Annotated in this window: 25 protein-coding genes; 11 read left to right on the forward strand and 14 right to left on the reverse strand. The window is 69.0% G+C overall.

Annotation, left to right across the window (positions count from 1 at the left end):
* Nucleotides 1-19 precede the first annotated feature (19 nt).
* On the forward strand, nt 20-574 hold the full coding sequence (locus tag QSK35_RS22585) for a DUF3000 domain-containing protein (protein WP_285749340.1): 555 nt from the start codon (nt 20-22) through the stop codon (nt 572-574).
* A gap of 71 nt (nt 575-645) precedes the next feature.
* Nucleotides 646-1,188, forward strand: a complete 543-nt coding sequence (locus tag QSK35_RS22590; protein WP_285749464.1) for a response regulator transcription factor — start codon at nt 646-648, stop codon at nt 1,186-1,188.
* Between the two features lie 66 nt (nt 1,189-1,254).
* On the opposite strand, the gene QSK35_RS22595 is transcribed toward QSK35_RS22590, so the two are convergent.
* The 5 genes from QSK35_RS22595 to QSK35_RS22615 form a co-directional block, all read right to left on the reverse strand.
* Nucleotides 1,255-2,430, reverse strand: coding sequence for a cytochrome P450 (locus tag QSK35_RS22595; protein WP_285749342.1), 1,176 nt, complete (start codon nt 2,428-2,430; stop codon nt 1,255-1,257).
* Nucleotides 2,427-3,476, reverse strand: coding sequence for a Rieske 2Fe-2S domain-containing protein (locus tag QSK35_RS22600; protein ID WP_285749344.1), 1,050 nt, complete (start codon nt 3,474-3,476; stop codon nt 2,427-2,429). Before QSK35_RS22600 ends, QSK35_RS22595 begins: the two co-directional genes overlap by 4 nt.
* Before the next feature lie 2 nt (nt 3,477-3,478).
* The gene (locus QSK35_RS22605; RefSeq protein ID WP_285749345.1) at nt 3,479-4,471 is read right to left on the reverse strand and encodes an NAD-dependent epimerase/dehydratase family protein; all 993 of its coding nucleotides are present in this window, start codon (nt 4,469-4,471) and stop codon (nt 3,479-3,481) included.
* A complete protein-coding gene (locus QSK35_RS22610) occupies nt 4,468-5,679 on the reverse strand; it encodes a cytochrome P450 (protein ID WP_285749348.1) in 1,212 nt (403 codons plus the stop codon). Before QSK35_RS22610 ends, QSK35_RS22605 begins: the two co-directional genes overlap by 4 nt.
* Nucleotides 5,680-5,868: 189 nt before the next feature.
* Nucleotides 5,869-7,005, reverse strand: a complete 1,137-nt coding sequence (locus tag QSK35_RS22615) for a dipeptidase (protein ID WP_285749350.1) — start codon at nt 7,003-7,005, stop codon at nt 5,869-5,871.
* A gap of 254 nt (nt 7,006-7,259) precedes the next feature.
* On the opposite strand from QSK35_RS22615, the gene QSK35_RS22620 reads away from it, so the two are divergent.
* The 3 genes from QSK35_RS22620 (at nt 7,260) to QSK35_RS22630 (ending at nt 11,109) form a co-directional block, all read left to right on the forward strand.
* Nucleotides 7,260-7,976: a response regulator gene (locus tag QSK35_RS22620; RefSeq protein ID WP_015099292.1), complete on the forward strand. Its 717-nt coding sequence runs from the start codon at nt 7,260-7,262 to the stop codon at nt 7,974-7,976.
* Nucleotides 7,977-8,044: 68 nt separating this feature from the next.
* Entirely contained in the window at nt 8,045-9,292 is a 1,248-nt protein-coding gene (locus tag QSK35_RS22625) for a ribonuclease D (protein WP_285749352.1), read from the forward strand.
* Entirely contained in the window at nt 9,292-11,109 is a 1,818-nt protein-coding gene (locus QSK35_RS22630) for a tetratricopeptide repeat protein (RefSeq protein WP_285749355.1), read from the forward strand. Before QSK35_RS22625 ends, QSK35_RS22630 begins: the two co-directional genes overlap by 1 nt.
* Here QSK35_RS22630 and QSK35_RS22635 read toward each other — a convergent pair.
* Nucleotides 11,100-11,741, reverse strand: coding sequence for a MerR family transcriptional regulator (locus QSK35_RS22635; protein ID WP_285749357.1), 642 nt, complete (start codon nt 11,739-11,741; stop codon nt 11,100-11,102). The two genes, QSK35_RS22630 and QSK35_RS22635, sit on opposite strands and share 10 nt — an antisense overlap.
* A 60-nt stretch (nt 11,742-11,801) precedes the next feature.
* On the opposite strand from QSK35_RS22635, the gene QSK35_RS22640 reads away from it, so the two are divergent.
* The 4 genes from QSK35_RS22640 to QSK35_RS22655 all read left to right on the forward strand — a co-directional run bounded on the left by QSK35_RS22640 (nt 11,802) and on the right by QSK35_RS22655 (nt 16,554).
* Nucleotides 11,802-12,698, forward strand: a complete 897-nt coding sequence (locus QSK35_RS22640) for a hypothetical protein (RefSeq protein ID WP_285749359.1) — start codon at nt 11,802-11,804, stop codon at nt 12,696-12,698.
* Nucleotides 12,695-13,141: an ABA4-like family protein gene (locus QSK35_RS22645; protein ID WP_285749361.1), complete on the forward strand. Its 447-nt coding sequence runs from the start codon at nt 12,695-12,697 to the stop codon at nt 13,139-13,141. The genes QSK35_RS22640 and QSK35_RS22645 overlap by 4 nt, the downstream gene beginning before the upstream one ends.
* Before the next feature lie 87 nt (nt 13,142-13,228).
* On the forward strand, nt 13,229-14,446 hold the full coding sequence (locus QSK35_RS22650; RefSeq protein ID WP_285749363.1) for a thiolase family protein: 1,218 nt from the start codon (nt 13,229-13,231) through the stop codon (nt 14,444-14,446).
* The gene (locus QSK35_RS22655) at nt 14,443-16,554 is read left to right on the forward strand and encodes a 3-hydroxyacyl-CoA dehydrogenase NAD-binding domain-containing protein (protein WP_285749365.1); all 2,112 of its coding nucleotides are present in this window, start codon (nt 14,443-14,445) and stop codon (nt 16,552-16,554) included. Before QSK35_RS22650 ends, QSK35_RS22655 begins: the two co-directional genes overlap by 4 nt.
* A gap of 44 nt (nt 16,555-16,598) precedes the next feature.
* Here QSK35_RS22655 and QSK35_RS22660 read toward each other — a convergent pair whose 3' ends face one another.
* The gene (locus QSK35_RS22660) at nt 16,599-17,105 is read right to left on the reverse strand and encodes a DUF2199 domain-containing protein (protein WP_285749366.1); all 507 of its coding nucleotides are present in this window, start codon (nt 17,103-17,105) and stop codon (nt 16,599-16,601) included.
* Nucleotides 17,106-17,211: 106 nt separating this feature from the next.
* Here QSK35_RS22660 and QSK35_RS22665 point away from each other — a divergent pair, with 106 nt between their 5' ends.
* The gene (locus QSK35_RS22665) at nt 17,212-17,358 is read left to right on the forward strand and encodes a hypothetical protein (RefSeq protein ID WP_285749371.1); all 147 of its coding nucleotides are present in this window, start codon (nt 17,212-17,214) and stop codon (nt 17,356-17,358) included.
* Here the strand turns inward: QSK35_RS22665 and QSK35_RS22670 are convergent, their stop codons facing one another.
* Genes QSK35_RS22670 through QSK35_RS22695 form a run of 6 tightly spaced genes read right to left on the reverse strand, consistent with a single transcriptional unit; the run spans nt 17,359 to nt 20,681 of the window.
* Entirely contained in the window at nt 17,359-17,826 is a 468-nt protein-coding gene (locus QSK35_RS22670) for a hypothetical protein (RefSeq protein ID WP_285749374.1), read from the reverse strand.
* Nucleotides 17,826-18,377 carry a hypothetical protein gene (locus QSK35_RS22675; RefSeq protein ID WP_285749376.1) on the reverse strand — a complete coding sequence of 184 codons (552 nt, stop codon included), beginning with the start codon at nt 18,375-18,377 and terminating at the stop codon, nt 17,826-17,828. Before QSK35_RS22675 ends, QSK35_RS22670 begins: the two co-directional genes overlap by 1 nt.
* A 30-nt stretch (nt 18,378-18,407) precedes the next feature.
* Nucleotides 18,408-18,635 carry a hypothetical protein gene (locus QSK35_RS22680; RefSeq protein WP_285749378.1) on the reverse strand — a complete coding sequence of 76 codons (228 nt, stop codon included), beginning with the start codon at nt 18,633-18,635 and terminating at the stop codon, nt 18,408-18,410.
* A gap of 6 nt (nt 18,636-18,641) precedes the next feature.
* The gene (locus tag QSK35_RS22685) at nt 18,642-19,913 is read right to left on the reverse strand and encodes a WXG100 family type VII secretion target (RefSeq protein WP_285749380.1); all 1,272 of its coding nucleotides are present in this window, start codon (nt 19,911-19,913) and stop codon (nt 18,642-18,644) included.
* On the reverse strand, nt 19,913-20,215 hold the full coding sequence (locus QSK35_RS22690; RefSeq protein WP_285749382.1) for a type VII secretion target: 303 nt from the start codon (nt 20,213-20,215) through the stop codon (nt 19,913-19,915). The genes QSK35_RS22685 and QSK35_RS22690 overlap by 1 nt, the downstream gene beginning before the upstream one ends.
* Nucleotides 20,216-20,222: 7 nt before the next feature.
* Nucleotides 20,223-20,681, reverse strand: coding sequence for a YbaB/EbfC family nucleoid-associated protein (locus tag QSK35_RS22695; RefSeq protein WP_285749384.1), 459 nt, complete (start codon nt 20,679-20,681; stop codon nt 20,223-20,225).
* Nucleotides 20,682-20,758: 77 nt separating this feature from the next.
* Here QSK35_RS22695 and QSK35_RS22700 point away from each other — a divergent pair, with 77 nt between their 5' ends.
* Nucleotides 20,759-22,612 carry an ATP-binding protein gene (locus tag QSK35_RS22700; protein ID WP_285749386.1) on the forward strand — a complete coding sequence of 618 codons (1,854 nt, stop codon included), beginning with the start codon at nt 20,759-20,761 and terminating at the stop codon, nt 22,610-22,612.
* Here QSK35_RS22700 and QSK35_RS22705 read toward each other — a convergent pair.
* Nucleotides 22,524-22,985 carry a DUF6326 family protein gene (locus tag QSK35_RS22705; RefSeq protein WP_285749388.1) on the reverse strand — a complete coding sequence of 154 codons (462 nt, stop codon included), beginning with the start codon at nt 22,983-22,985 and terminating at the stop codon, nt 22,524-22,526. The two genes, QSK35_RS22700 and QSK35_RS22705, sit on opposite strands and share 89 nt — an antisense overlap.
* Nucleotides 22,986-23,066: the final 81 nt, after the last annotated feature.

Below are 23,066 nucleotides of genomic sequence, written 5' to 3' on the forward strand. Positions count from 1 at the left end.
AAGGCCTACAGTCAGTTGCGTGACCGAGCCGGAACTCTTCCGCCGGGCTGTGGGGACACTCAAGTCGGTTCGTACCCGGCCCGAGATCGAGCTCACGGAGGTGCGGCCGCCGCAGCGGCTCGCCCCGTGGGCCTTCGCGCTGACCGCGGAGGTCTCCGGCCCGTCCGACGAGCTGTCGACCGGACGCCTCGTGCTGCTGCACGACCCCGACGGCGACGAGGCATGGGGTGGCGTGCTGCGCGTCGTCGCCTACGTGCGCGTCGAGCTGGACCACGAGCTGGCGTCCGACCCGCTGTTGCCCGAGGTCGGCTGGTCGTGGCTGACCGAGGCGCTCGAGACGTCCGGCGCGCGCTACACCGCGCTTGGCGGCACAGTCACCCAGACCTCCAGCGCTCGGTTCGGCGACATCGCCGGCCCGGCACGCACGGACGACCTGGAGCTGCGCGCGTCGTGGACGGCGCTGGACGGCGAGCTCGCCGAGCACGCGACCGCCTTCTACGACCTGATGGCCGTCGCGGTCGGGCTGCCGCCCGTTGGCGTGACCATGTTCGGCCAACGCGGCCCCTCGGCCTGAACGGCGATCACGCTCCGTATTTCCGGCGGATCGGCGGTATTTGTGGGTCCGCTATTGTCCTGATCGTGGAAATGCGGACGGTTCTGCTCGCGGTGGACCATATCGTCGCACGCACCGGACTGCGTCACCTTCTTTCCTCGTGCGACCGCCTGCAGGTCGTCGAGGAATGGCAGGACCCGGATGTCGTGGTGATCGAGATCGACCACGGCCCCGACCGTTCCTGGGAGCGGGTGCCCACGGTGTGCGCGCCCGTCCCGGTGCTCGCCGTGACCCATGCCGGGCCCGGGGTGCTCAGCCGGGCCGCACAGGCGGGCATCGCCGCGGTTCTGACGCACGGCTGCTTCACCGAGGCAGACCTCGTGAACGCCGTCCTGAACCTCACGTCGTACGCACCACCCGCGCCGGCGGACCTGTGCCCCCGTGAGATCGAGACCATGGAGCTCATCGCCCGCGGACTGTCGAACGACGAGATAGCCGACCTGCTCCACCTGCGGGTCAAAACCGTCAAGAATCGTATCAACAGTATTTTCAGCAAGCTGCACGCGCGACATCGGGCGGAAGCCGTCGCCATCTGGCTCGGCGTTCACGAGAGCGCTCCCGAAAAGGTCGCTTAGACTCAAACGACGAATCCTTCGGCCACATTTCCGATCCATTCGGGAATGACGGTCCTATACGGTCTGTCACCGCAGCCACACCCGCAACGACGACAGCTCGCGCCGGATCACGTTCGGCGCGAACTCGGGTTCCGCGGCCGGCCGCAGAGCCGGGAACCTCCGCAACAGCAACCCGATCGCGGCCTCGGCCTCCGCGCGCGCCAGGGCGTGACCGAGGCAGAAGTGCGAGCCCGCGCCGAACATCAGGCGCGTCGGCGGGCGATGCAGGTCGAACCGATCGGGATCGTCGAACACCGCGGGGTCGCGCAGCGCCGAGGCCATCAGCATCACCAGCCGCGAACCGGCGGGCACGGTGACGCCGTGCAGCTCCACGTCCTCCAGCGCCGTGCGGCTCAGGCCGTGCTTGGCGAACGAGTCGAACCGCGACGCCTCGGCCAGCGCACCCGGCAGCAGGGACGGATCAGCCCGGACCAGGGCCAGGGCGTCGGGGTGAGCGAGCAGCGTGCGCACGCCGTTGGCGATCAGGTGCACGCTGGTCTCCGCGCCGCCGACGACCAGCGACGCCACGACGCCGAGCAGCTCCTCGACCGACAGGCCGGCCATCCCGACGAACAGGCTCAGCAGGTCGTCCCCCGGCGCGGCACGGCGTTGTTCGATCAACGAGCCGAGCATCCCGGCCGCGGCCGGGAAGATCTCCACCTCGCGGTCGAACTCGTCCGGACCGATCCACGGCAGCACCGACATGATCATCGCCTGGGCGAACCGGCCGAACAACGCGTCGTGCTCGGCCGGGATCCCCAGCAGATGGCTCATCACCCGCACCGGAATCGGCCGGGCGAAGTCGGAGACGATGTCCACTTCGGACTGATCGCCCCAAGAGTCGATCAGCGATCCCACCAACGCACAGATCGCGTCGTGGCGGCGTGCGGCCTCGCGCGGGGCGAACGCGGGCGTGACGAGCTTGCGCACCCTGGCGTGGTCACCCTTGGGCAGCCCGAAGAACGCGTGCTCGAACAGCGCGCGGTGGATCCGGCCACCCTCGGTGCGCGGCGGGCCGGAGTCCATGCCGGGCAACGCGAACCGCCGGTCCTTCAGCAACGCCTCGACGTCGGCGTACCGGCTGACGAGGTATACCCCGGCGGGTTCCCAGAAGTACACCGGCGCGTGCTCGCGCAGGTGGCGGTACGTCGGATGCGGGTCGCGGTCGAACGACGGGGTGAAGGGTTCGTAGGTGAACGTCACGCGAGCGCCTCCTCCCATTTGCTGATGGTGAGCCGCTGAAACTCCTGCACCGCCGGGTTCAGCTCGGGGATCGGCTGGTCGTGATACCGCTCGTGGCCCTCCTGCTCGGCCTCGATCGCGACCCGGTCCTGGTCGAGCAACGGCAGGATGTACGCCCGTTTGGCGAGCCTCAACATGCCGCGCACCAACGGAAGCGGCATGCGGATCCGGGTGAACGGCAACCGGTAGGCGTCCGGCGCGAACAGGAAGAGGAAGAAGACACGGGTTCGTCGTTCGTCGATCGGCAGCACGAAACACCAGTGCTTGATCTTCCCGCCGGTGTCGGACCATTGGTACGGGTAGGAGTAGCAGAGCTCGATGCTGCCGCGGTCGATCGCGGGGTTGAGCACCAGCTCGGTCTTCGGGTCACCGCCGACCTTGGTGCGGTAGGCGACGAACACCTTGTCGTCACGTGACTCCAGCCGCGTCAGCACCGGATCGGAGAACGGCCGGTACTTCTCGTGCAGGTACGCGTGGGTGAAGTCGCTGACGTTGTCGATGATCATCGAGTGGTGGCCGTGCCACGTGGCGTCCACGGGCACGCTCGGCCATCTCGCGTCCATCTCCGGAATGTCCGGAACAGACTTTTCGCCGGCGAGCGAAGGATTGCCCGGAAAGATCCAGATCAGTCCATATCGGACCTGCACCGGATAGCTCGTGATTCTGGACTTGGGAACCTGCTTGCCGAACGTGTCGTGCGGGATGTGCGCGATCTTCCCGTCACCGTCGTGTTCCCAGCCGTGGTACAGGCACACGAGGTTGCATCCCTTGACCTGTCCGGCGGAGAGTTTGAGCTGCCGGTGCGCGCAGCGGTCGTCCACCGCGCGCAGGACACCGTCCTCGCCGCGGAACAAGGCGATCGAGCGCTTCCAGAAAACGATCTCGACCACCTGTCCGGTCCTGACCGCGGTGTCCCATTCGACCGGGTACCAATAGTCCGGATGCAGTCCGGCCGACCGCGCCTTCTGGTGGCGCGTTCGTGCGTTCGCGAAATCTGGTGGTGCCACGGCTACCTCCGGATCAGTCCGCGCCGGACGAAGTCCTCGTAGGCCTCTCGGATCGAGTCCTCGATGGACGTCGGCGCGAAGCCCAGCTCGGTCCGCGCCTTGGTGCAGTCGGCGCGCCGCCTCTGCGTGAGCAATCGGACGGCGGCGGGCGTCAGCAGTTGCTCACGGCGCAACCCCGTCATCACCGGTGCCAGCACGCGCACCAGGCCCGCCGGGAGTTTCCGCGGCCGAGGCCGGCCGGTGACCTCCTCGAAGCACGCCATCAGCTCGTCCATCGAGCGATAGCCGCTGCCGAACAGGTACTGGCCGCCCGACCGGCCCTTCGCCATCGCCAGGGTGTGCCCGGCGACGATGTCGCGCGCCGGCACGAACTCGAAGCCGCCCGCGATGTACGCGCGCAGGTCGCCGTGCGCGAACCGCAGCAGCAGGCGGCCCATTCGTGAGGGCAGGTAGTCGTGCGGGCCGAGGATCGCAGTGGAGATCGCGAGCACGACGTCGAGCCCTTCGGCGTGGGCGCGCAACGCCTCGTGGGCGACGAGGACCTTCGTGGCCTGGTAGGGCGTGTGCGGGGTGAAGGGGTCGAACGGCACCCGCTCGTCGCTCGGCCGGTCGGGCAGGTGACCGACCGCTCCGAACGAGCCGGTGACGACGACCCGCTCCACGTTCTCCGCGGCCGCGGCGTCGAGCAGGTTCCTGGTCCCCACCACGTTGTTCTCGTAGATCTCGCGCTCGTTGCCCGCGACCGTCGAGATCATCGCAGCGCAGTGGTACACGCGGGTAGCGCCGGACAGGGCCGGTCGCAGTGCCTCGGCGTCACGCAGGTCGACGTCGAACCGGCGCACGTCGAGGCCGTCGATCGCCGTGTCGTCGCTGCCCGGTTTCACCAGCACGCGGACGGCCTCGCCGTCGTCGAGCAGCTGCCGCACCAGGTTCGCGCCGAGGTGACCGCACGCGCCGGTGACCAGGACCTCGCCGGAAAGGGATTCCGGGGTCACCCGTGCAACCTGACCGGCAGGTGCTTGATGCCGTTGGCGAAGTTCGACCGCAGATGCGCGACCTCGCCGTCGAGCCGGATCCCAGGCAGGCGCGTGGTGAGCTCGCGGAACATCGCCGCTGCCTGCAACCGCGCCATGTGCGCCCCGACGCAGTAGTGCGGGCCGCCCCCGCCGAACGCCAGGTGCGGGTTCTGCGCGCGCGTGATGTCGAAGCCGGACGGGTCGGCGAACACGTCCTCGTCGCGGTTCGCCGAGACGAACCACGTGGTGACCTTGTCGCCCTCCTGGATCACCTTGCCGTGCAGGGCCAGGTCGCGGGTCGCGGTGCGGCGGAACTGCATGGTCGGCGTCGCCCAGCGCATCATCTCCTCGACCGCGGTCTCCATCAGGCTTGGCACCTCGCGCAGCAGGTGCCACTGGGCCGGGAACCGGAAGAACGCCAGCATCGCCTGCGAGATCAGGTTGCGGATCGGCTCGTTGCCCGCGATCGAGAGCATCAGGAAGAACAGGCCGAACTGCAGGTCGGTCAGCTTGTGCCCGTCCACCTCGACCTCGACCAGCCGGGAGGTGAGGTCGTCACCGGGTTCGACGCGTTTGCGGGCGGCGAGCTCGGTCGAGTACTGGATCATCTCCATGGCCGCGGCGGTGGCGTCCGAGCGCTGGTCGACGTACTGCGGGTCGCTCCAGCCGAGGATCTTGTTCGACCAGGTGACGAGCTTGGCGCGGTCCTCGGACGGCATGCCGAGCATGTCGGCGATCACCGGCAGCGGCAGCTTCGCGGCGATGTCCGGGACGAAGTCGCACGTGTCACGGCCGATGACCTCGTCGACGGTCTCCCGTGCGATCCGGTCGATCTTGTCCTGCATGGTCCGCAGCACGCGCGGGGTGAACGCCCTGGCCACGAGCTTGCGGTAGGTCGTGTGCTCGTCCGGGTCCATGTAGAGCATGAGCATGCGCAACATCGCCAGCTCGTCCGGCGGGCTGTCGATGATCTCGATGCCGCCGCGCGAGTTCGAGTAGCTCTGCCAGTCCTTGCTGACCGCGACCACGTCGGCGTGTCGCGAGACGACCCAGAAGCCGGGGCCGCCGGCCTCGGGCTGCCAGTGCAGCGGGTCCTCGCGCCGCAGCCTGGTGAAGAACTTGTGCGGGACGCCGTGCTCGAAGCTGCCCGGATCACCCAGGTCGACCTCGGGGGCCAGTGCGCGCACCCGGTTCCTCCTCCTCGTCCGACGAGGCCGGGTGGCGGGTCCCCCGGCCCTGCTCAGCCCAGCACCGGGTGCAGTGGCCGGGACAGGGCCCACGGCCCCTCGAGTCGTGTCTCAGCTGGAGCGCTTGAACCGTTATGGCCACCATGACGGACTTGAGGTCCGTCATGGTGGCCATAACGGTTCTTCAGGTCAGGCGTCCGCTTCGCGCAGGACGCGCAGGACGTTCGCGCCGGCGAGCTTGGCGCAGTCGTCCTCGGACCAGTTCTTCTCCAGCAGCGCGCCGAACAGGACCGGGTAGGTGGAGACGTTCTCCAGGCCCTCGGGCAGCTCCCGGACGCCGTCGTAGTCGCCGCCGAGCCCGATGTGGTCGATGCCCGCGACCTCGCGCGCGTGCTCGAGGTGGGCGACGACGTCGTCGACGGTGACCTTCGGCCGGGGCCCGCCCTCGGTCCACGAGTCGGCGAACCGCTGCCTGACCTCCAGGTCAGCGTGCTTCTCACCGGCGGCGGTCATGGCGTCGCGCAGGGCCGCGTCCCAGGCCGCGACACGCGGCGACACGAAGTCCGGGACGAATGTGATCATGGCCACACCGCCGTTGTCGGCCAACTTGCCCAGAACTTCGTCCGGAATGTTGCGCGGATGGTCGGCGACCGCTCGGCAGGACGAGTGACTGAAGATCACCGGTTTGGCCGAAACCGCCAACGCATCGTGCATCGTGCTCGGTGCCACGTGGGACAGGTCGACGAGCATGCCGATCCGGTTCATCTCCCGCACGACGTCCTTGCCGAATTCGGTCAGACCGTCGTGTTCGGGCTGGTCAGTGGCCGAATCGGCCCACGGGGTGTTGTCGTTGTGCGTCAGCGTCATGTAGCGGACGCCCAGCCGCCGCAGCGCGCGCAACACGCCGAGTGAAGAGTTGATGGAATGGCCGCCCTCCGCACCGATCAAGGAGGCGATCCGGCCGGACGCGAACACGGCCTCGGCCTCGTCGGCGGTGGTGGCGATCCCGAGGTGGTCGGGGTACCGCTCGCAGAGCTCGTGCACCAGCTCTACCTGCTCCAGAACAGCCGTGACGGCGCTGTCGCCCTCAAGCCGGCAGGGGATGAAAACGGACCAGAACTGCATCCCGAGTCCGCCCTCACGGGCCTTCACGAAGTCGGTGTGGAGCTTCGGCTGGAGCTCGCGGAGATTCACCTTGGCGGCGGTGTCGAAGACGTTCTCGGTTGAATTTTCACCGAAGAAGTCCCGGAGTGACCACGGCAGGTCGTTGTGTCCGTCCACCAGTGGCACACGCTGCAACAACGCCTTGGCCCGGTCCTGACTCACACGCAACTCCTAGATGTCGTCATGAGGGGGACTCGCGTTACACCCCCTATCCAGTTGTCAGCCGATCGTGTGACAAGTGGGTCCATCTGTCACAACTCAATAGGGATAGATACCCGATTGATCGTCCCGTAGACCCGCTTGGGCGGCTACGCTGCCCCAGACGACACCACTTTCGGTCGATCAGTGGCGCGGCTGATTGGACGAAAGTCCCGGTGCCGGTCGGGGGGCACGACCGACTCCAGGGAGGTAGTGACGTGGCTGCCGTCGGCTTAGGTCAGGCCGTTCGTACCACGCCAGCCGGCTCGTTGCCGGCGAACATGGTCCCGCACCCGCGGGAAGAGCTTTTTTCAGTGCTGGTGGTCGACGACCACCCACTGCTGAGGGAGGCGATATCAGCTCGGCTCACCCAGATGGGAGCCGGGACAGTGCATGAGGCCGCATCGGTGGCGGAGGCTCGGGCGCGGGCACTCGCAACCGGTCCGTGCGACCTCGCGATCCTCGATCTGGGTCTGCCGGATGGCACCGGCATCGACCTGGTCACGGAACTCCGTGCCCAGGGCTGGCCCCGCATCGTGGTCCTCGCATCCTCCGACGACCCCTACGCGGTCAGGTCGGCCTTCCAGGCGGGCGCCCAGGCGTACCTCCTGAAGTCCGCCTCTCCGATGGTGGTCACCGACGGGGTGCGCCGGGTTCTCGATGGCGGCGTTTACGCAGATCCGAGCGTGGCACCAGTGCTCGCAGCGGGTACTCGGGTGCCGGGCACCGACAACACGCCGCGGGAGCTTTCCGCGCGTGAGGTCGAGGTGCTCCAGCTGGTCGCCGATGGCCAGAGCAACAAGGAGATCGGCGAGGCTCTGAGCTTGTCCGCGCTCACGGTGAAGTCTCACCTGAGCCGGATCGGCCGGAAGCTGGGCACCGGCGATCGCGCCCAGATGGTCGCGCTGGCCATGCGTGCCGGCGTGATCCGTTAGGACCGGTTGAAGCACTGAACCGGCCGAACACAACTGCGAGTGGTGCGTTCGTCGTAGGGTCATCCGCTGTGGATGTACCCGCCGACGAGCCAACCGCACCAACCGGAGCTGATCCGGTACCACTGACGGAGCCTGCTGATGGGGTTCCGCCCGTGGTCGCCGACCCAACTGCGCTCCGGCGAGCCGCTACCGCGCTCGCCGGGGCGAAGGGCCCGGTCGCGGTGGACACCGAGCGAGCCTCGGGCTACCGCTACTCGCAACGTGCCTATCTGGTGCAACTGCGCCGGGACGGTGCCGGCACCGTGCTGGTCGACCCGATCGCCCTGGGCGGTCGTCTCGACCCGCTGGTGGAGGCACTGGACGGCACCGAGTGGGTGCTGCACGCAGCGTCGCAAGACCTGCCGTGCCTCGCCGAACTCGGGCTGCGTCCCAGCGCGCTGTTCGACACCGAGCTGGCGGGCAGGCTGGCTGGGTTCGAACGAGTTGCCCTCGGCACACTCGTCGAGCGTTTGCTCGGCTATCGGCTCGAAAAGGGGCACGGCGCGGCCGACTGGTCGCGCCGTCCCCTCCCAGCCGACTGGCTGAACTACGCCGCGCTCGACGTCGAACTGCTCGTCGATCTGCGCGACGTGCTGGAGCAGGAGCTCGAGCGCCAGGGCAAGCTGGCCTGGGCTCTGGAGGAGTTCGAAGCCGTCCGGCTCGCTCCGCTCCCCCGTCCCCGCACCGACCCGTGGCGCCGGACGTCCGGCATCCACCGGGTCCGCAACCCCCGCCAGCTCGCGATGGTGCGCGCGCTGTGGGAGACCCGTGACTCCGTGGCCCGCGAGCGCGACATCGCGCCCGGCCGCGTCCTGCCCGACAGCGCGTTGATGGAAGCCGCCGCACGCAACCCCGCAGATGAGGCTGAGCTGCTCGCTCTGCCCGTTTTCCGCGGCCGGGCGCAGCGCCGCATGGTCGGGACATGGATGGGCGCGCTGCGCCGCGCTGGGGCCCTGCCGAAGGACCAGCTGCCCGAGCCCGCACCCCAGCACGACGGCCCGCCACCGCCGAACCGGTGGGGCGACAAGGATCCCGACGCCGCCGCCCGGCTCGCCGCCGCGCGCACGGCGTTGAACGCCATCGCCGAGGCCAACACGCTGCCCGTCGAGAACCTGCTGCTGCCGGACCTGGTGCGCCGCACCTGCTGGCAGCCGCCGGAAGACATCTCCACCGAGGGCATCACCGCCACGCTGCGCGAGGGCGGCGCCCGGTCGTGGCAGATCGAGCTGACCGCGGACGCCCTGGCCAAGGCACTCACCGCCACGGCGGCGGCCTGATGGGGCCCGACTTACCGAGAGCCCAGACGGTCATCCGGGCCAAGTCGATCAAGAAGGTGGTGGTGCACAACGCGCCACCACCGGTCGACTGGACCGGCACGAGCAACCTGCCCGCCCGCAACCCGCGGTTCACCGGCCGAGTGGATCTGCTGGCCGAACTCGATCGGTTGGACGGCCCGGTCGTGTTGCGCGGCCTCGGTGGCGTCGGCAAGAGCCAGCTGGCGCTGGAACACGCACATGGTGGCGAGTTCACCGTGCGCTGGTGGGTGCGCGCGGCCAACGAGAGCACGCTGACCGCCGACCTGGTCGCCCTGGCGGACGCGCTCGGGTTCGACATCACCCACGAGCGGGTGGTCGCGCGGCTGCTGGTCGAGCTCGGCAAGCGGGACGACTGGCTGCTGGTCCTCGACAACGCCGAGGACCCCGAGCTGCTCACCAGGTTCCCCTCGACCGGCCGCGTGGTGATCACCACGCGGAACCGGGGCATCTCCGGGGTGACGGTGGACGTGCCCGAGATGACCCACGGCGAGGCCGTCGCGTTCCTCGACGAGGCTCCCGACGCCGCCGAGCTGGCCGAGGTGCTCGGCCACCTGCCCCTCGCGCTCGCGCAGGCGCGTGCCTACGTGGACGTCCACGGCTGTTCGATCCGCCGCTACCTGGACCTGTACGCGGAGGCATCGGCGGAGCTGCTGAAGATCGGCCCGAAACCGGTCGGCTACCCGCACACCGTCGCCACGACGTGGTTGCTGCACTTCCGCGCCCTGTCCAAGGCGGCGGTCGGTGTGCTGGAACTGACCGCCTTCCTGGCGCCCGACTCGATCCCGTTGGGCCTGCTGCTGCACGTGCTGCCGAAGGAGGAGGTGGCGCGGGAGAGTGTGATCGGCGAGCTGGTGGCCACGTCGCTGCTCGCACGCGCCGACGACCACCACGTGCGAGTCCACCGGCTCGTGCAGGAGGTGACCCGGTCGCGGCTGACGGCCAAGGAGCGGGCGAAGCGGTTGTCCCACACGGTCAGGTTCCTGGGCGGCCTGCTCCCCGACGCGCCGGCCATGCCGGAGAACTGGCCGCTCATGGCGGCCATCGGACCGCACGCGCAGGCGGCCGCGCTGCATGTGAAGACCACGTCGCGCGACGCGAAACTCGCCGGACTGCTGCTTTCCGGTGTCGGGATGCACCTGCGCAGCCGCGGCGAGCCCGCCGCGGCCGTGGAGCTGTTCGAGCGCGCCATGTCCCTGCACGATGGCCGGAGCAGGACCGAGCGGCTGGCGAGGGCCGGTACCTGGATGGAGATCGGCGCCGCGCAGGCTGCGCTGCGCGATCCACCGGCGATGGTGAAGGCGCTCAACCAGGCGATGACGCTGCTGGACCGCACCCTGGGCCCGGCCCACCCGTTGCTGGTCGAACCGCTCACCCAGATGTCGATGATGCTGATCGTGCACGATCAGCACGAGCTGGCGATGCCCCGGCTGCGCAGCGCATTGATGATCAAGCTGGCGCAGCGCGGCGAGCAGGATGTCGAGCTCGCGATGATCATGCACAACCTGGCGATGTGCGCCGGCCGGGCGAAGCAGCACTCCGAGTCGCTCACCTTTCACCACATGGCGATCGGCATCATCGAGAAGCTGCTGGGCCCCGAGCACTCACAGCTCGTCTCCCTGCTGCCCAACTACGCCGCCGACGCCATCGACGCTGGGCAACCGGAGCTGGCGCGGTCGCTGTTGCTGCGGGCGTTGCCCGTACTGCGGGAGAAGCTGGGGCCCGAGCACGAGCACACGCGGCGCGCGGAACGACTGCTGGCCGAGCTCGGTCAGACCTGATCCTCTTCCTTGGCCCGCCGCTCCGACTCGACGGCGTGGGCCATCCGCCGCAGTGCGATGAGGGCGGCGTCACCGAGGATCGTGCCGACGACCATCGACTCGACCAGGTCGTCGACGGACTTCGCCCGGCCGAGCATGTAGTCGAGGTCGGCCTTCGCGATCATCTCCAGTGCGGCCATGTAGGGCTCGAGCTGCTCGTGGAACCGGTCGTGCCCGAGTGACCGGGCCGCCGACAGCACCGCGGTGAGCATCCGGCTGATCTCCCAGTGCTCGGCGTCGACGTCTTCGTGCCTGCCATGCCGGGCGAGGAAGTCCTTCACCTCCTGCACGGACCGCTCGTCGATCGGCGTGTTGGGCACGGTCGTGATCGCCTCCTGCACCATGCCGAGCTTCTTGTGCATGGTCTGCTCCGACGAGTCGATCGCCGCCAGCGCGTCGCGGACCGCCGAGATGGACAGCTCGCCGACGTCCACCAGCGCGCGCACCAGGCGCAGGCGGCGCAGGTGCGACTCGTCGTAGTGGGCCTGGTTCGGGCTGGTCAGCACGCCGGCGGGCAGCAGTCCCTCACGCAGGTAGTACTTGATCGTCGGCACCGGGACGCCACTTCGCTTCGAAAGCTCGCCAACACGCATGCGGATAGTGTAGCTTTCCGATAGTAGAGAGTGCCGCTATCCACTTTGGGGAGAGAAGACATGTTGCGCACCGCGTTGCAGTGGCACCGGCCGCTGGTGGTCTTCGGCCTGGCGATGGCCGCGCTGATCCCGGTCACCCTGATCGGCCTCGTGGCCGACGACCGCGTCCTGACCGGGACGCCGATCTGGTTCAAGCCGCTCAAGTTCTCGATCTCGTTCGTCCTCTACTCGTTCACCCTCGCCTGGTTCCTGACGTTCCTCGACGGCCGTCTGCGCCGGTTCGGCCGGTGGGCGGGAACGATCATCACGGCCGCGAGCGCGATCGAGATGAGCGTGATAGTCGGCCAGGTCATCCGGGGTAAGCGCAGCCACTTCAACTTCGAGACGCCGCTCGACGGCGCGCTGTTCTCGGTCATGGGCGCGACCATCGTCGTGCTGTGGGTGATGCACGCCGCCATCGCGATCCTGTTGCTGCGCGCCAAGTTCGAGAACCAGGCGCTGGCCTGGTCCGTCCGCCTGGGACTGATCGTCGCGTTCTTCGGCCTCGGCGTCGCGTTCCTGATGATCGGCCCCAAGCCCGGCCAGGACATGAAGGCGGGCATCATCGGCGCGCACAGCGTCGGCGCACCGGACGGCGGCTCGTACATGGCACTCACCGGCTGGAGCACCGAGGCCGGCGACCTGCGCGTGCCGCACTTCATCGGGATGCACGCGGTGCAGGTGCTCCCGGTCCTGATCGCACTGCTCGGCCGCTGGGCGACCGTCCGCCTGGTGTGGGTGCTCGGCGCCGGTTACCTCGGCGTGCTCGCCCTCACGACGTGGCAGGCCCTGCGCGGCCAGTCGCTGATCCACCCCGACTCGATCACCCTGCTCGCCTTCGCCGCCCTGGTCGCCGCGACCGCACTCGGCGTCGTGTGGGCCCGCACCGAAACGCACAAGGAGCTCGTCGCAGCATGAACACCCTTTTCAGCCTGACGTTCGTGGGCGTGGCGCCGGTCTGGGCGTTGATGATCTTCGCCCCGAAGTGGCGGTACACCGAGCGGATCGCCGCCTCGCCGTGGGTCCCGGCGGTGCCGGTCGCGATCTACATCGCGCTCGCAGTCCCGCGCCTGGGCGAGCTGCTCCCCCTGGTTACCCGGCCGGAGCTGCCCGCACTGGCGGAGTTCATGAGCACCCCCGCGGGCGCCACGCTGGTGTGGGCGCACATGATCGCGTGGGACGTCTTCGTCGGGCAGTGGATGTACCGCGAGGGCCGGCGGTTGGACATCAACCCGCTGCTCATGGCGCCCGTGCTGGTGGTCACGATCCTGCTGGCGCCGTTCGGGTTGCCGCTGTTCCTGATCCTCCGCAAGGTGTGTGACGCAACGAACAGGGGGACTCCGGTAGTTACTGGCCAGTAACGAGGGCTACAGTGGTCGTTACCGGCCGGTAGGACTCGCGCCCCTAGCCGGTTGGACAGAGTTGTTCACCACGAGTGGAGGAGAGCCGTGGCCGCACCAGCAGCGCCGGCACGCGTTCGGAACGTGGTCTTCGTCGACGGCGTTCGGACGCCGTTCGGCAAGGCCGGCCCGAAGGGCATTTTCGCCGAGACCCGCGCCGACGACCTCGTCGTCAAGGTGATCCGTGAGCTGCTGCGCAGGCACCCCGAGCTGCCGCCGGAGCGCGTGGACGAGGTCGCGATCGCCGCGACCACCCAGATCGGCGACCAGGGCCTCACCATCGGCCGCACCGCCGCACTGCTGGCGGGCCTGCCGAAGTCCGTACCCGGTTACTCCGTCGACCGCATGTGCGCCGGCGCGATGACCGCCGTCACCACGGCGGCGAGCGGCATCGCGTTCGGCGCCTACGACGTGGCCATCGCGGGCGGTGTCGAGCACATGGGCCGGCACCCGATGGGCGAGGGCGTCGACCCGAACCCGCGCTTCCTGTCCGACCGGATCGTCGACACCAGCGCGCTCGTGATGGGTCAGACCGCCGAGAACCTGCACGACCGGTTCCCGGAGATCACCAAGGACCGCGCCGACGCGTACGCCGCGGCCTCGCAGGCCAAGTACGACGCCGCGGTGAAGGCGGGCAAGATCGGCCCCGAGCTGGTCCCCGTCGCCACGCGTTCCGCCGAGCACGGCTGGGGCCTCGCGACGGCCGACGAGCCGCCGCGTCCGGGCACCACGGTCGAGGACCTCGGCAAGCTCAAGACGCCGTTCCGCCCGCACGGCCGGGTCACCGCGGGCAACGCGGCCGGCCTGAACGACGGCGCGACCGGCTGCATCCTCGCCGAGGAGGAGACCGCGCGTTCGCTCGGTCTGCCGATCGGCATGCGGATGGTCGGCTACTCGTTCCTCGGCGTCGAGCCCGAGGTCATGGGCGTGGGTCCCGTCCCCGCCACCGAGAAGGCGCTCGAGCGGGCCGGTCTGTCCATTGAGGACATCGGCCTGTTCGAGATCAACGAGGCGTTCGCCGTGCAGGTGCTGGCGTTCCTCGACCACTTCAAGATCGCCGACGACGACCCGCGCGTGAACCAGTGGGGCGGCGCGATCGCCACGGGCCACCCGCTCGCCTCTTCGGGTGTCCGGTTGATGACGCAGCTGTCGCGTCAGTTCGCCGAGCGGCCGGACGTCCGCTACGGCCTCACCACCATGTGCATCGGTATCGGCATGGGCGGAACTGTCATCTGGGAGAACCCGAACTGGAGTGGCGACAAGTGACCATCACCGCTGAGGAAGCAAAGGCGATCTTCCCCGACGAGGTCGTCACGCACGCCAAGACCCGGCTGATCTCCGTGCCCGGTCTGGACAAGCCGGTCGCGATCATCACGATCGACAACGGCCTGGACCACACGCGTCCGTCGACGTTCGGCCCGCAGTCGCTGGTGTCGCTGGGCGCCGCGTTCGACGAGGCGTACGCCGCCTCGCCGGCCGCGATCGCCGTGACCGGCAAGCCGTTCATCTTCGCCGTGGGCGCGGACCTGACCGCCGTCGAGGGCGCGACGGACCGCTCGCAGGGTCTGACGATCGGCAAGCTGGGCCACGACGTCTTCAAGAAGTTCACCGACTCGGACATCCCGACGTTCGCGTTCATCAACGGCGCGGTCATGGGTGGCGGCCTGGAGCTGGCGCTGTCGTGCCACTACCGGACGCTGGCGTCGAACGCGGCCGCGATCGCGCTGCCCGAGGTGTTCCTGGGCCTGTTCCCGGGCTGGGGCGGCACGCAGCTGCTGCCGAACCTGATCGGTGCGAACGACGCGGTCACCGTGATCTTCGAGAACGCGTTGAACCAGAACAAGATGCTCAAGCCCGCCGAGGCGCTGAAGCTGGGCATCGCGGACGTGCTGTTCGACTCCGCGGACTACCTGGAGCAGTCGCTGCTGTGGCTGTCCGGTGTGGTGCGTGGCGAGATCTCGGTGCCCCGCAAGGAGATCGACCGCGGTGAGGCGTGGGACGCGGCCGTCGCGCGCGCCAAGGCCATCGTCGCCGGCAAGACCAAGGGCGCCGCTCCCGGTGCGGAGAAGGCGCTGGCGCTGCTGGAGCTGGCGCGCGAGAACGACCTCGAGAAGGGCTACGCCGCCGAGACCGAGGGCCTCGCGGACCTCGTCATGAGCGACGAGCTGCGCGCGGGCCTGTACTCGTTCAACCTGGTGCAGAAGCGCGCGAAGCGGCCGGCCGGTGCGCCGGACAAGTCGTTGGCGCGCAACGTGACCAAGGTCGGCATCGTCGGCGCGGGCCTGATGGCCTCGCAGATGGCGCTGCTGTTCCTGCGTCGCCTGCACGTGCCGGTCGTGCTGACCGACATCGACCAGGCGCGAGTGGACAAGGGCGTCGGCTACGTCCACTCCGAGGTCGACAAGCTGCTGGGCAAGAAGCGCATCTCGCCGGACGAGGCGAACCGCCTCAAGGCGCTCGTCTCGGGCTCGCTGGACAAGGCCGCGTTCTCCGACGCCGACTTCGTCATCGAGGCCGTGTTCGAGGACCTCGCGGTGAAGCAGCAGGTGTTCGCCGAGGTCGAGGAGCACGTCTCCCCCGAGGCGATCCTCGCGACCAACACGTCGTCACTGTCCATCACGGACATGGCGTCGAAGCTGAAGCACCCCGAGCGGGTCGTGGGCTTCCACTTCTTCAACCCGGTCGCGGTCATGCCGCTGCTGGAGATCGTGCGCGCCGAGCAGACCGACGACGCGACGCTGGCGACGGCGTTCAAGATCGGCAAGGAGCTCAAGAAGTCCTGCGTGCTGGTGAAGGACGCCCCGGCGTTCGTCGTGAACCGCCTGCTGACCCGCTTCATGGGCGAGGTCATCAAGTCGGTCGACGAGGGCACGTCGTTCGAGGTGGCGGACAAGGCGACCGACCCGCTCGGCCTGCCGATGACGCCGATGATCCTGCTGCAGCTGGTGGGTTCGGCCGTCGCGCTGCACGTGTCCGAGACGATGCACGCGGCGTTCCCCGACCGTTTCTCCGTGTCGCCGAACATGAAGAAGTTCGTCGCGGCGGGCAAGACCGGTGTCTGGCAGTGGGATTCCGCCGGCAACCAGACGGTCGACCCCGAGGTGCTCGAGCTCTGGGAGTTCGGCTCGTCGCCGCTGACCGGTGACGAGGTCAAGACCCGTGCTCTGGAGGCGCTGGCCGAGGAGATCCGCATCATGCTCGACGAGGGCGTGGTGCAGGAGGCGCAGGACATCGACCTGTGCATGATCCTCGGCGCGGGCTGGCCGTTCTGGCTGGGCGGCATCACGCCGTACCTGGACCGGTCCGGCATCTCGGAGAAGGTGACCGGCAAGCGGTTCCTCGCCCCCGGCGTGGCTTCCGTGCCGTCTGCCTGATGTTCTCGGGCCCGGCCCCTCTCCCGTGGGGGCCGGGCCCTTTGCTATCCGTGCAGTACCCGTTCCGTGATCGCCTGGATGCGCTGCAGCGTGATGCCCTGGCGTTGTTCGACGGCCAGCGGATGATCGGTCGGCTCCAGCTCGACCGTGGGCCGCACGCCGACCTCCTGCGTGTGCAGGTTCGTCTTGAGGTTCAACGTGCTGGGCTCGTAGACGAGCAGCTCGGTGCTCAGCCAGCCGAAGTACGGCGGCTCGTTCACCCGATCGGGGTCATGCCAGACCTCGCCCATGCGGTCGTAGTTGGTCTCGCTCAACGAGACCCACACGCCCCACTCGAAGTCGGTGTCCGAGTCCAGCACCGGCAGCACGATCCGGCCGCGCACGAAGAAGTGCTCGTCGTTGATCACGCATTGTTCCTCGCCGAGCACGTAACCGGGCAGGCCCTCGTACTCATCCCGCCAGTACGCGGGTGCCGCCGCGGTGTAGCCGAACGGCATCCCCTCGTGGCGCTGGTCGCAGCGCGAGCAGAAGAACCCCAGTGTGGTCGACACGTCGACAGCGTAAGCCGCCAGATCGACAACGGAAGGTTATTCATCCGATCCACGTGACCGGGCAAATCGGGTGACCATTCGCGGCCTGGCGTGTTTCGATCGCGCGGTGACGACCCCGGCGATCCTGCTCGACGTTGACGGGCCGCTGAACCCGTACATGGCGAAACCCGAACGACGCCCGGCCGGCTACACGACGCACCGGCTCTGGCCCGCTCACCTCGCGGAGATCCGGTCGTACCTCACCTCGCGGTGATCATCCGATCCGATCCGGCCCACGCCAGGCGATCACGAATGCCGCGATGCCGAGCGCCGCACCGACCGTGCCCACCGTGACCACCGTGACCACGACGGAAGCGGACGGTCCGGTCAGAGCCGTCGCGACGACCAGAGCCAGCATGAGCGCGGCCGCCATCAGTGCGAGCACGCCGGCCACGTGCGCCCTGGTCAGCTTGCGCCGCAGCACGTCGGCGAACGACAGCGGCACGGGCTCGGCCTCGATGTGGCCGGACCCGGTCAGGTCGTGCAACCGCGACCACACCGACGGCGAGACCGCCAGGACGTTCTCGAACACGACGCCTTCCCGCAGCGTCACGTAGACGCGGGCCTCCTCGTGCCCGGCCACGACCAGGCGCACGGTGTCGCCGCTGGCCAGCCGGAGGCGGTCGCAGCGCGCCCACGCCGTCGAGCCGGAGAGTTTGTCGCTCTCGACGACGCGCAGCATCAGAAACCCAGTGAGGACGCGAGCCGCACCATCAGCATCGTGTCGAGCAGGAGCACCGGCACCGGCATCTGCGGACCTCCCGGCAACTGGAGGATCGACCGCTCCAACGACCACCCCCGGCGCGCGGCGACGGCGGCGGCCAGCACCGCCGCGGCGTACTCGGCCCGGTTGCGGCTCGGATCGGATGGCGGCTCGATGGTACGCATCTCGCCACTCACCCGCTCTACCAGAACGTCCGATCCGAGCCGTTCGCGAACCTGCAGCCAGACGGCTTCGGGGTCGGTCGTGAACTGCTTCAGCGCGTGGTGCAGGTCGTCGACGAACCGGTGATCCATCAGTGACCGCCCGGCCGCCGCCAGTCTCGGGGCCTCGTCGGCGAAAGAGCGGGGTTCGGGCCCCGCGGACAACGCCCTGCGCGCGGCGCCGGCCGTGATGCAGTCGACGCAGCGGAAGGGGACCAGCTCACCGTGGTGGGCGCATGCGGTCGCGGTGCAGACGGCGCAGGTGGCGATGCCGTCCTGGGCCGCGCAGAGGTAACAGGTGTCGGCCATACCCCTGACATCGCGCTGATCCCGGCGCCGTTACGCCTGGTAGACCAGCCTCTCCGGGGCCTCGCCGCCGTGCCACGCGCGGGCCAGCTTTCGGGCCGCGGCCTGGAACACGGCGTCGGGACGGCCGTCGTCGGGCAGGATCGTGTCGGCCTGTTTGTCCAGCACGAGGTAGCGGTCCGCACCACCGTCGGTGTGGAACCGGTAGCGAAGCCGCTCCGGCGTGTCCTCTTCCTTGTGCAGGTACACGAGCATGGCCATCCGGCCCTACCTCCAGGGTGCGCTGAAGTCCTCGTTGGTGGGCTCCGGAATCCGGTCCTGCCAGTTGGACACCTTGTTCGCCGCCCCGTGCGCCTCGCGGTACGACGCGTTCGGGTGCTGCTGCCAGTATCGGCTCTCCGCCAGCTCGTGCTCGAGCAGCGCCAGGTCCTCCGGTTTACCCCGGCCGGACCGCAGCCGCAGCCACGCCTCGGCCATGTCGGGGTTCGAGTCGAACCGGGCCATCACCGTGCCGCCGCTGTGTCCCTCCAACGGATGCAGCTCGTCGAACACGTGCTTCTTGATCTGCTCCAGCTCGGCGCGGCTGAACCCGCGACTGCCGTCGAGCCGCGGCACGTCGGACATGTGCTTCGTCAGGTCGTCGAGGTCGTCGGAGTGCCGGATCGCCTGGTAGGCGTCGTCCGCCCAGCGGTCGGCCTTGAGGATCGAGTCGACCGAGCCGGTGTGCTTCGGGCGTTTGCCGCCGGTCTGGCCGGGGATCGGGATGTCGTCGGCCTTGCGCAACGGCTTGCGCAGGTCGTGCAGCACCTTGCGGACCTTGGCGAAGATGTCGCCGAGCTTGCGCAGCAACGGCATCAGCCGGTTCATGGTGCGGACGAGCTTCTTGACGATCTCGGCGATCTTGCCCGCCCACCGCGCCACCGCGGCGGACGCCTGCGCGGCCACGACTGGCGCCGCGAGGCCGAGAGTGAAGATCGCTTCGGCGGCCCACGAGATGAGCCGGCCGCACAGGTCCGCCACGAGGTCGCGAACGAACTCGCGCACCACAGCGACGACGACGCCCGCCATCTCGACCGCCGAGCCGAAGCTCTCCGACGCCGTCGCGGCGCTGCCGAGCACGCTGGCGGTGTTGGTGGCGGCCGCGCGATAGGCGTCCCCGGCCTTGCCCTGCCAGCCCGCGGTGTCGGCGGTGAAGTCGCGCGTGTAGTCGTCCTTGACGTCGGCGACGGCCTTCGCGACGTTCTTCCACGTCCTGGCATGCGCGGCGACGAGGTCGGCGTTGCCCGCCAGCCAGTCGAGCACGTCGGACAACGGTTTGACGTGCTCGATCAGCCACGCGAAGCCGGCCGACAGCAGCGAGCCGAGCGGGTCGACGTAGATGCTGAGTCCCTCGAGCCCGACACCCAGGACGCCGAGCCCGATGTCGATCCAGCTGCCGCTCTCGATGCCCTGCGCGACGTCGGCGACCGACTCGGCGATACCGATTCCCGTGTACCAGCGGGTGCTGTCCTGTTCCTGCGCGATCAGCGGGTTCGTCATCAGAGGTTCCCGAACATCACGGCCGCGTCGTCCTCACGCCGCTCGTACTCGTCCGCGGTGTGCCGGATGTTCGTGGCGATCTCGGTGACTCCGTTCTGGCCGGCGGCGAGCGCGTCGAACGCCTCCTGCGCGACGTCGTCCATCAGCGGCGGGATGAACGAGCAGATCTTGCCGTAGGCGTCGGTCTGCATCCGGACGTGCCGGGCGGCGAACAACGCCTCGCCGAGCCGGGCCGCCAGCCGGTCGATCTTCTCGGCGTGCGCCCGCAGTTCGGCGGGCAGCACCTCGTACCCACCACTCATGGCCGCCTCATTCGAAGAACGATTCGTCGGGAATGTCGTCGTCGGTACGCGGCTTCGGCCGTGGCGCCTCCGGCTCGGCCTCACCGAACCGCCGGCGGTAGTTGTCGACGAGCATCCGTCGCGTCTCCGGCAGGTCGTCGCCGACCGCGGCGGCCGTCGCCTCACGCACTCGCTCCGAGATGCGCGACTGCGCTCTTCGCAGGCAGCCCATGACGAGCGGGCCGAGCTCGCTCGGGCGCACCCGCGACGCCGCGTCGTCGAACCGGATGTCGGTCGGCACGCCGTTCGCGTCGACGGTGACGGAGACGGCGCCGCTCGTCTCGGTGATCTGGATGCGGTCGACCTGGTCGCGAACCTGCTGCATCCGATCGGCCCGCTGGCGCACGCCCTCGACCCAGTCGTCGATTCCCCGTTCCACCTGGGACGGGTCGCCGCTGAGCAGGGAATCCCACCGTGGTTCGGACATCGAACCCCCTCTCCCCGCGCTGTTATATCCCCCGATGGCCGTTGCGCGCCACGAAATCGTTGCCAACACTCTGATGGATGGCACGACTGGCGGAACGCATCACTGCGGCACGAAGACGGGCGTTCGTCGGACGCGCCGGCGAACTGGACGAGTTCCGCCTGCTGCTGCGGCCGGGCGCGACCGAAGCGATCCTGTTCGTCCACGGACCTGGGGGCACGGGTAAGTCCACACTGTTGCGACAGTTCGGCTGGCTCGCCGAGGACGCCGGCCGCGAGGTCGTCTGGCTCGACGGCCGCGACCCCGTCGCCAGGGTGGAGGCCGAACACGCGGCCGTGCTGGTGGACAACGCCGAACTGGTCGACACGTGGCTGCGCGAGGAGCTGCTCCCCCACCTCGGCGACGACGTCGTGGTCGCCATCGCGGGCCGCGAACCGCCGTCCGTCGCGTTCCGCACGGACCCCGGCTGGCGCAGCCTCATCCGGACGATCCGTCTCACCAACCTCGACCGCGACACCGGCCGCGAACTGCTGCGGCTACGCGGTGTTTCGGACGACAAACACGAGCAGGCACTGGAGTTCACCCACGGTCACCCACTCGCGCTGGCGCTGCTCGCGGACGTCTGCGCCCAGTCCGACCTGCCGAACATCACGGCCACACCCGAGGTGCTCAACACCCTGCTGCGCAGCCTGATCGGCACCGTGCCGTCCCCGTTGCACCTGACCGCGCTGGAGGCCTGCTCACAGGTCCTGGTCACCACGGAACCGCTGCTCGCGGCGTTGCTGGACGTGCCGGACGCGCGCGTGATCTTCGACTGGCTGCGCGATCTGTCCATCATGGACTATGCGCCGCGCGGCCTGGTGCTGCACGACTTCGTCCGCGAAACCCTGGCCACGGAACTGCGCTGGCGCCAGCCGGACGCCTATTCGCTTCTCCACCAACGGGCCCGGACGTACTACCAGCAGCAGTTCCCGGCGCAGCAGGCCGTTCTGCTCGACTTCGCGTTCCTGCACCGTGACTCACCCGTGCTGGGCCCGTACCTCAAGCACGTCAACGCCGCGGCCGACGACTTCGCCGTCACGCGAACGTCCGATGTGGAATGGAACTCGCTGCGCGAGGTGATCGCCGTGCACGAGGGCGAGGAGTCGGCGTCCGAGGCGGACCGCTGGTACCGCGAACAACCGCATTCCGTGTCGGTCATCAGGAATCGCGACGGTGCGGCCGTCGGCCTGATCGTCGCGCCGGTCGCCGACGGCACGCTGCTGGTCCGCCACTGGATGGCGCTGGACACCTACCAGGCCGTGTCGCCGGTGCAGATGTTCATCACGCTGCACCTCGTCCGCCGCTACCTGACCACACCGGGACTCGGCCAGGTGAACGTGGTGTGCGCCGACCCGGACTTCTGGACGGAAGCCTTCCGCTACACCGACTTCCACCGTCTGCCCGGCGAGGACTTCACCCTGGACGGCAAGCGGTTCGGCGTGTTCGGCCACGACTGGCACGCCGTGCCACCGATGCAGTGGATGGCCCTGCTGGCCGACCGCGAGCAGGCCACAGAGGTCCCGGACGCCCCGCGCGTGCTGAGCGAGGCCGAGTTCGCCGAGGCCGTGCGCACGGCGTTGCGCGACTTCACCCGCCCGGACCGCCTGCGGGGTGCGCCGATCGGCCGGGACGACATCACGCGGGCCGCCCGAGTCATGGAGGCGTCACCGCGCGACCGCCGGACGTTCCGCGTGCTGCACCACACCTACCTGCAGCCCGCCGAGACGCAGGCGGCCGCCGCCGAGCTGCTCGACCTGCCGATGACGACCTACCGTCGCCATCTCACGGCCGGCGTCGCGCGCATCACCGAGATCCTGTGGCAGGAACTGGCTGGTTCGCGAGCTCACCCGCCGGCTGCGGACGAGGCCAAGTCCAGGCATACCAAACAATGAACACGGTGCAGGCCACTTCGATGGTGGCGAAGAACGCGTAGAAGACGTTCACCGGCCCGCCGGTCAGCGACCAGGTCACCGCCGCCGTGTGCAGCACGCCGGCGACGACGTTGGCCCACCGGTTCACGCCGCGCGGAAGCAGCCGCGCCAGCAGGACCATCACGATCGCGGTCTCCATGAGGACGGCCATGATCAGGACGAACCCCTGGGTGATGGGGATGTCCACAACGTAGCCGGACAGCAGCCGCTCGTGTTCTTCCTTCTGCAGCACCGGATTGAAGAACAACCCGATGATGTCGGCGTAGGCGTAGTTGAGCACCGCGAAGATCCACAGCGTGGACAGCACGACTTTCCGGTCTCTGGTGGCGGCCATGTTCACACTCCCGCTAGTGCGCTGTTGCCGTGACGGTACGGCGACCACCCAGCCCCGGACATCGGGGAGAAACCCGGACAT

Source organism: Lentzea sp. NBRC 105346 (assembly GCF_030269605.1).
In the GTDB taxonomy this organism is placed as follows: Bacteria; Actinomycetota; Actinomycetes; order Mycobacteriales; family Pseudonocardiaceae; genus Lentzea.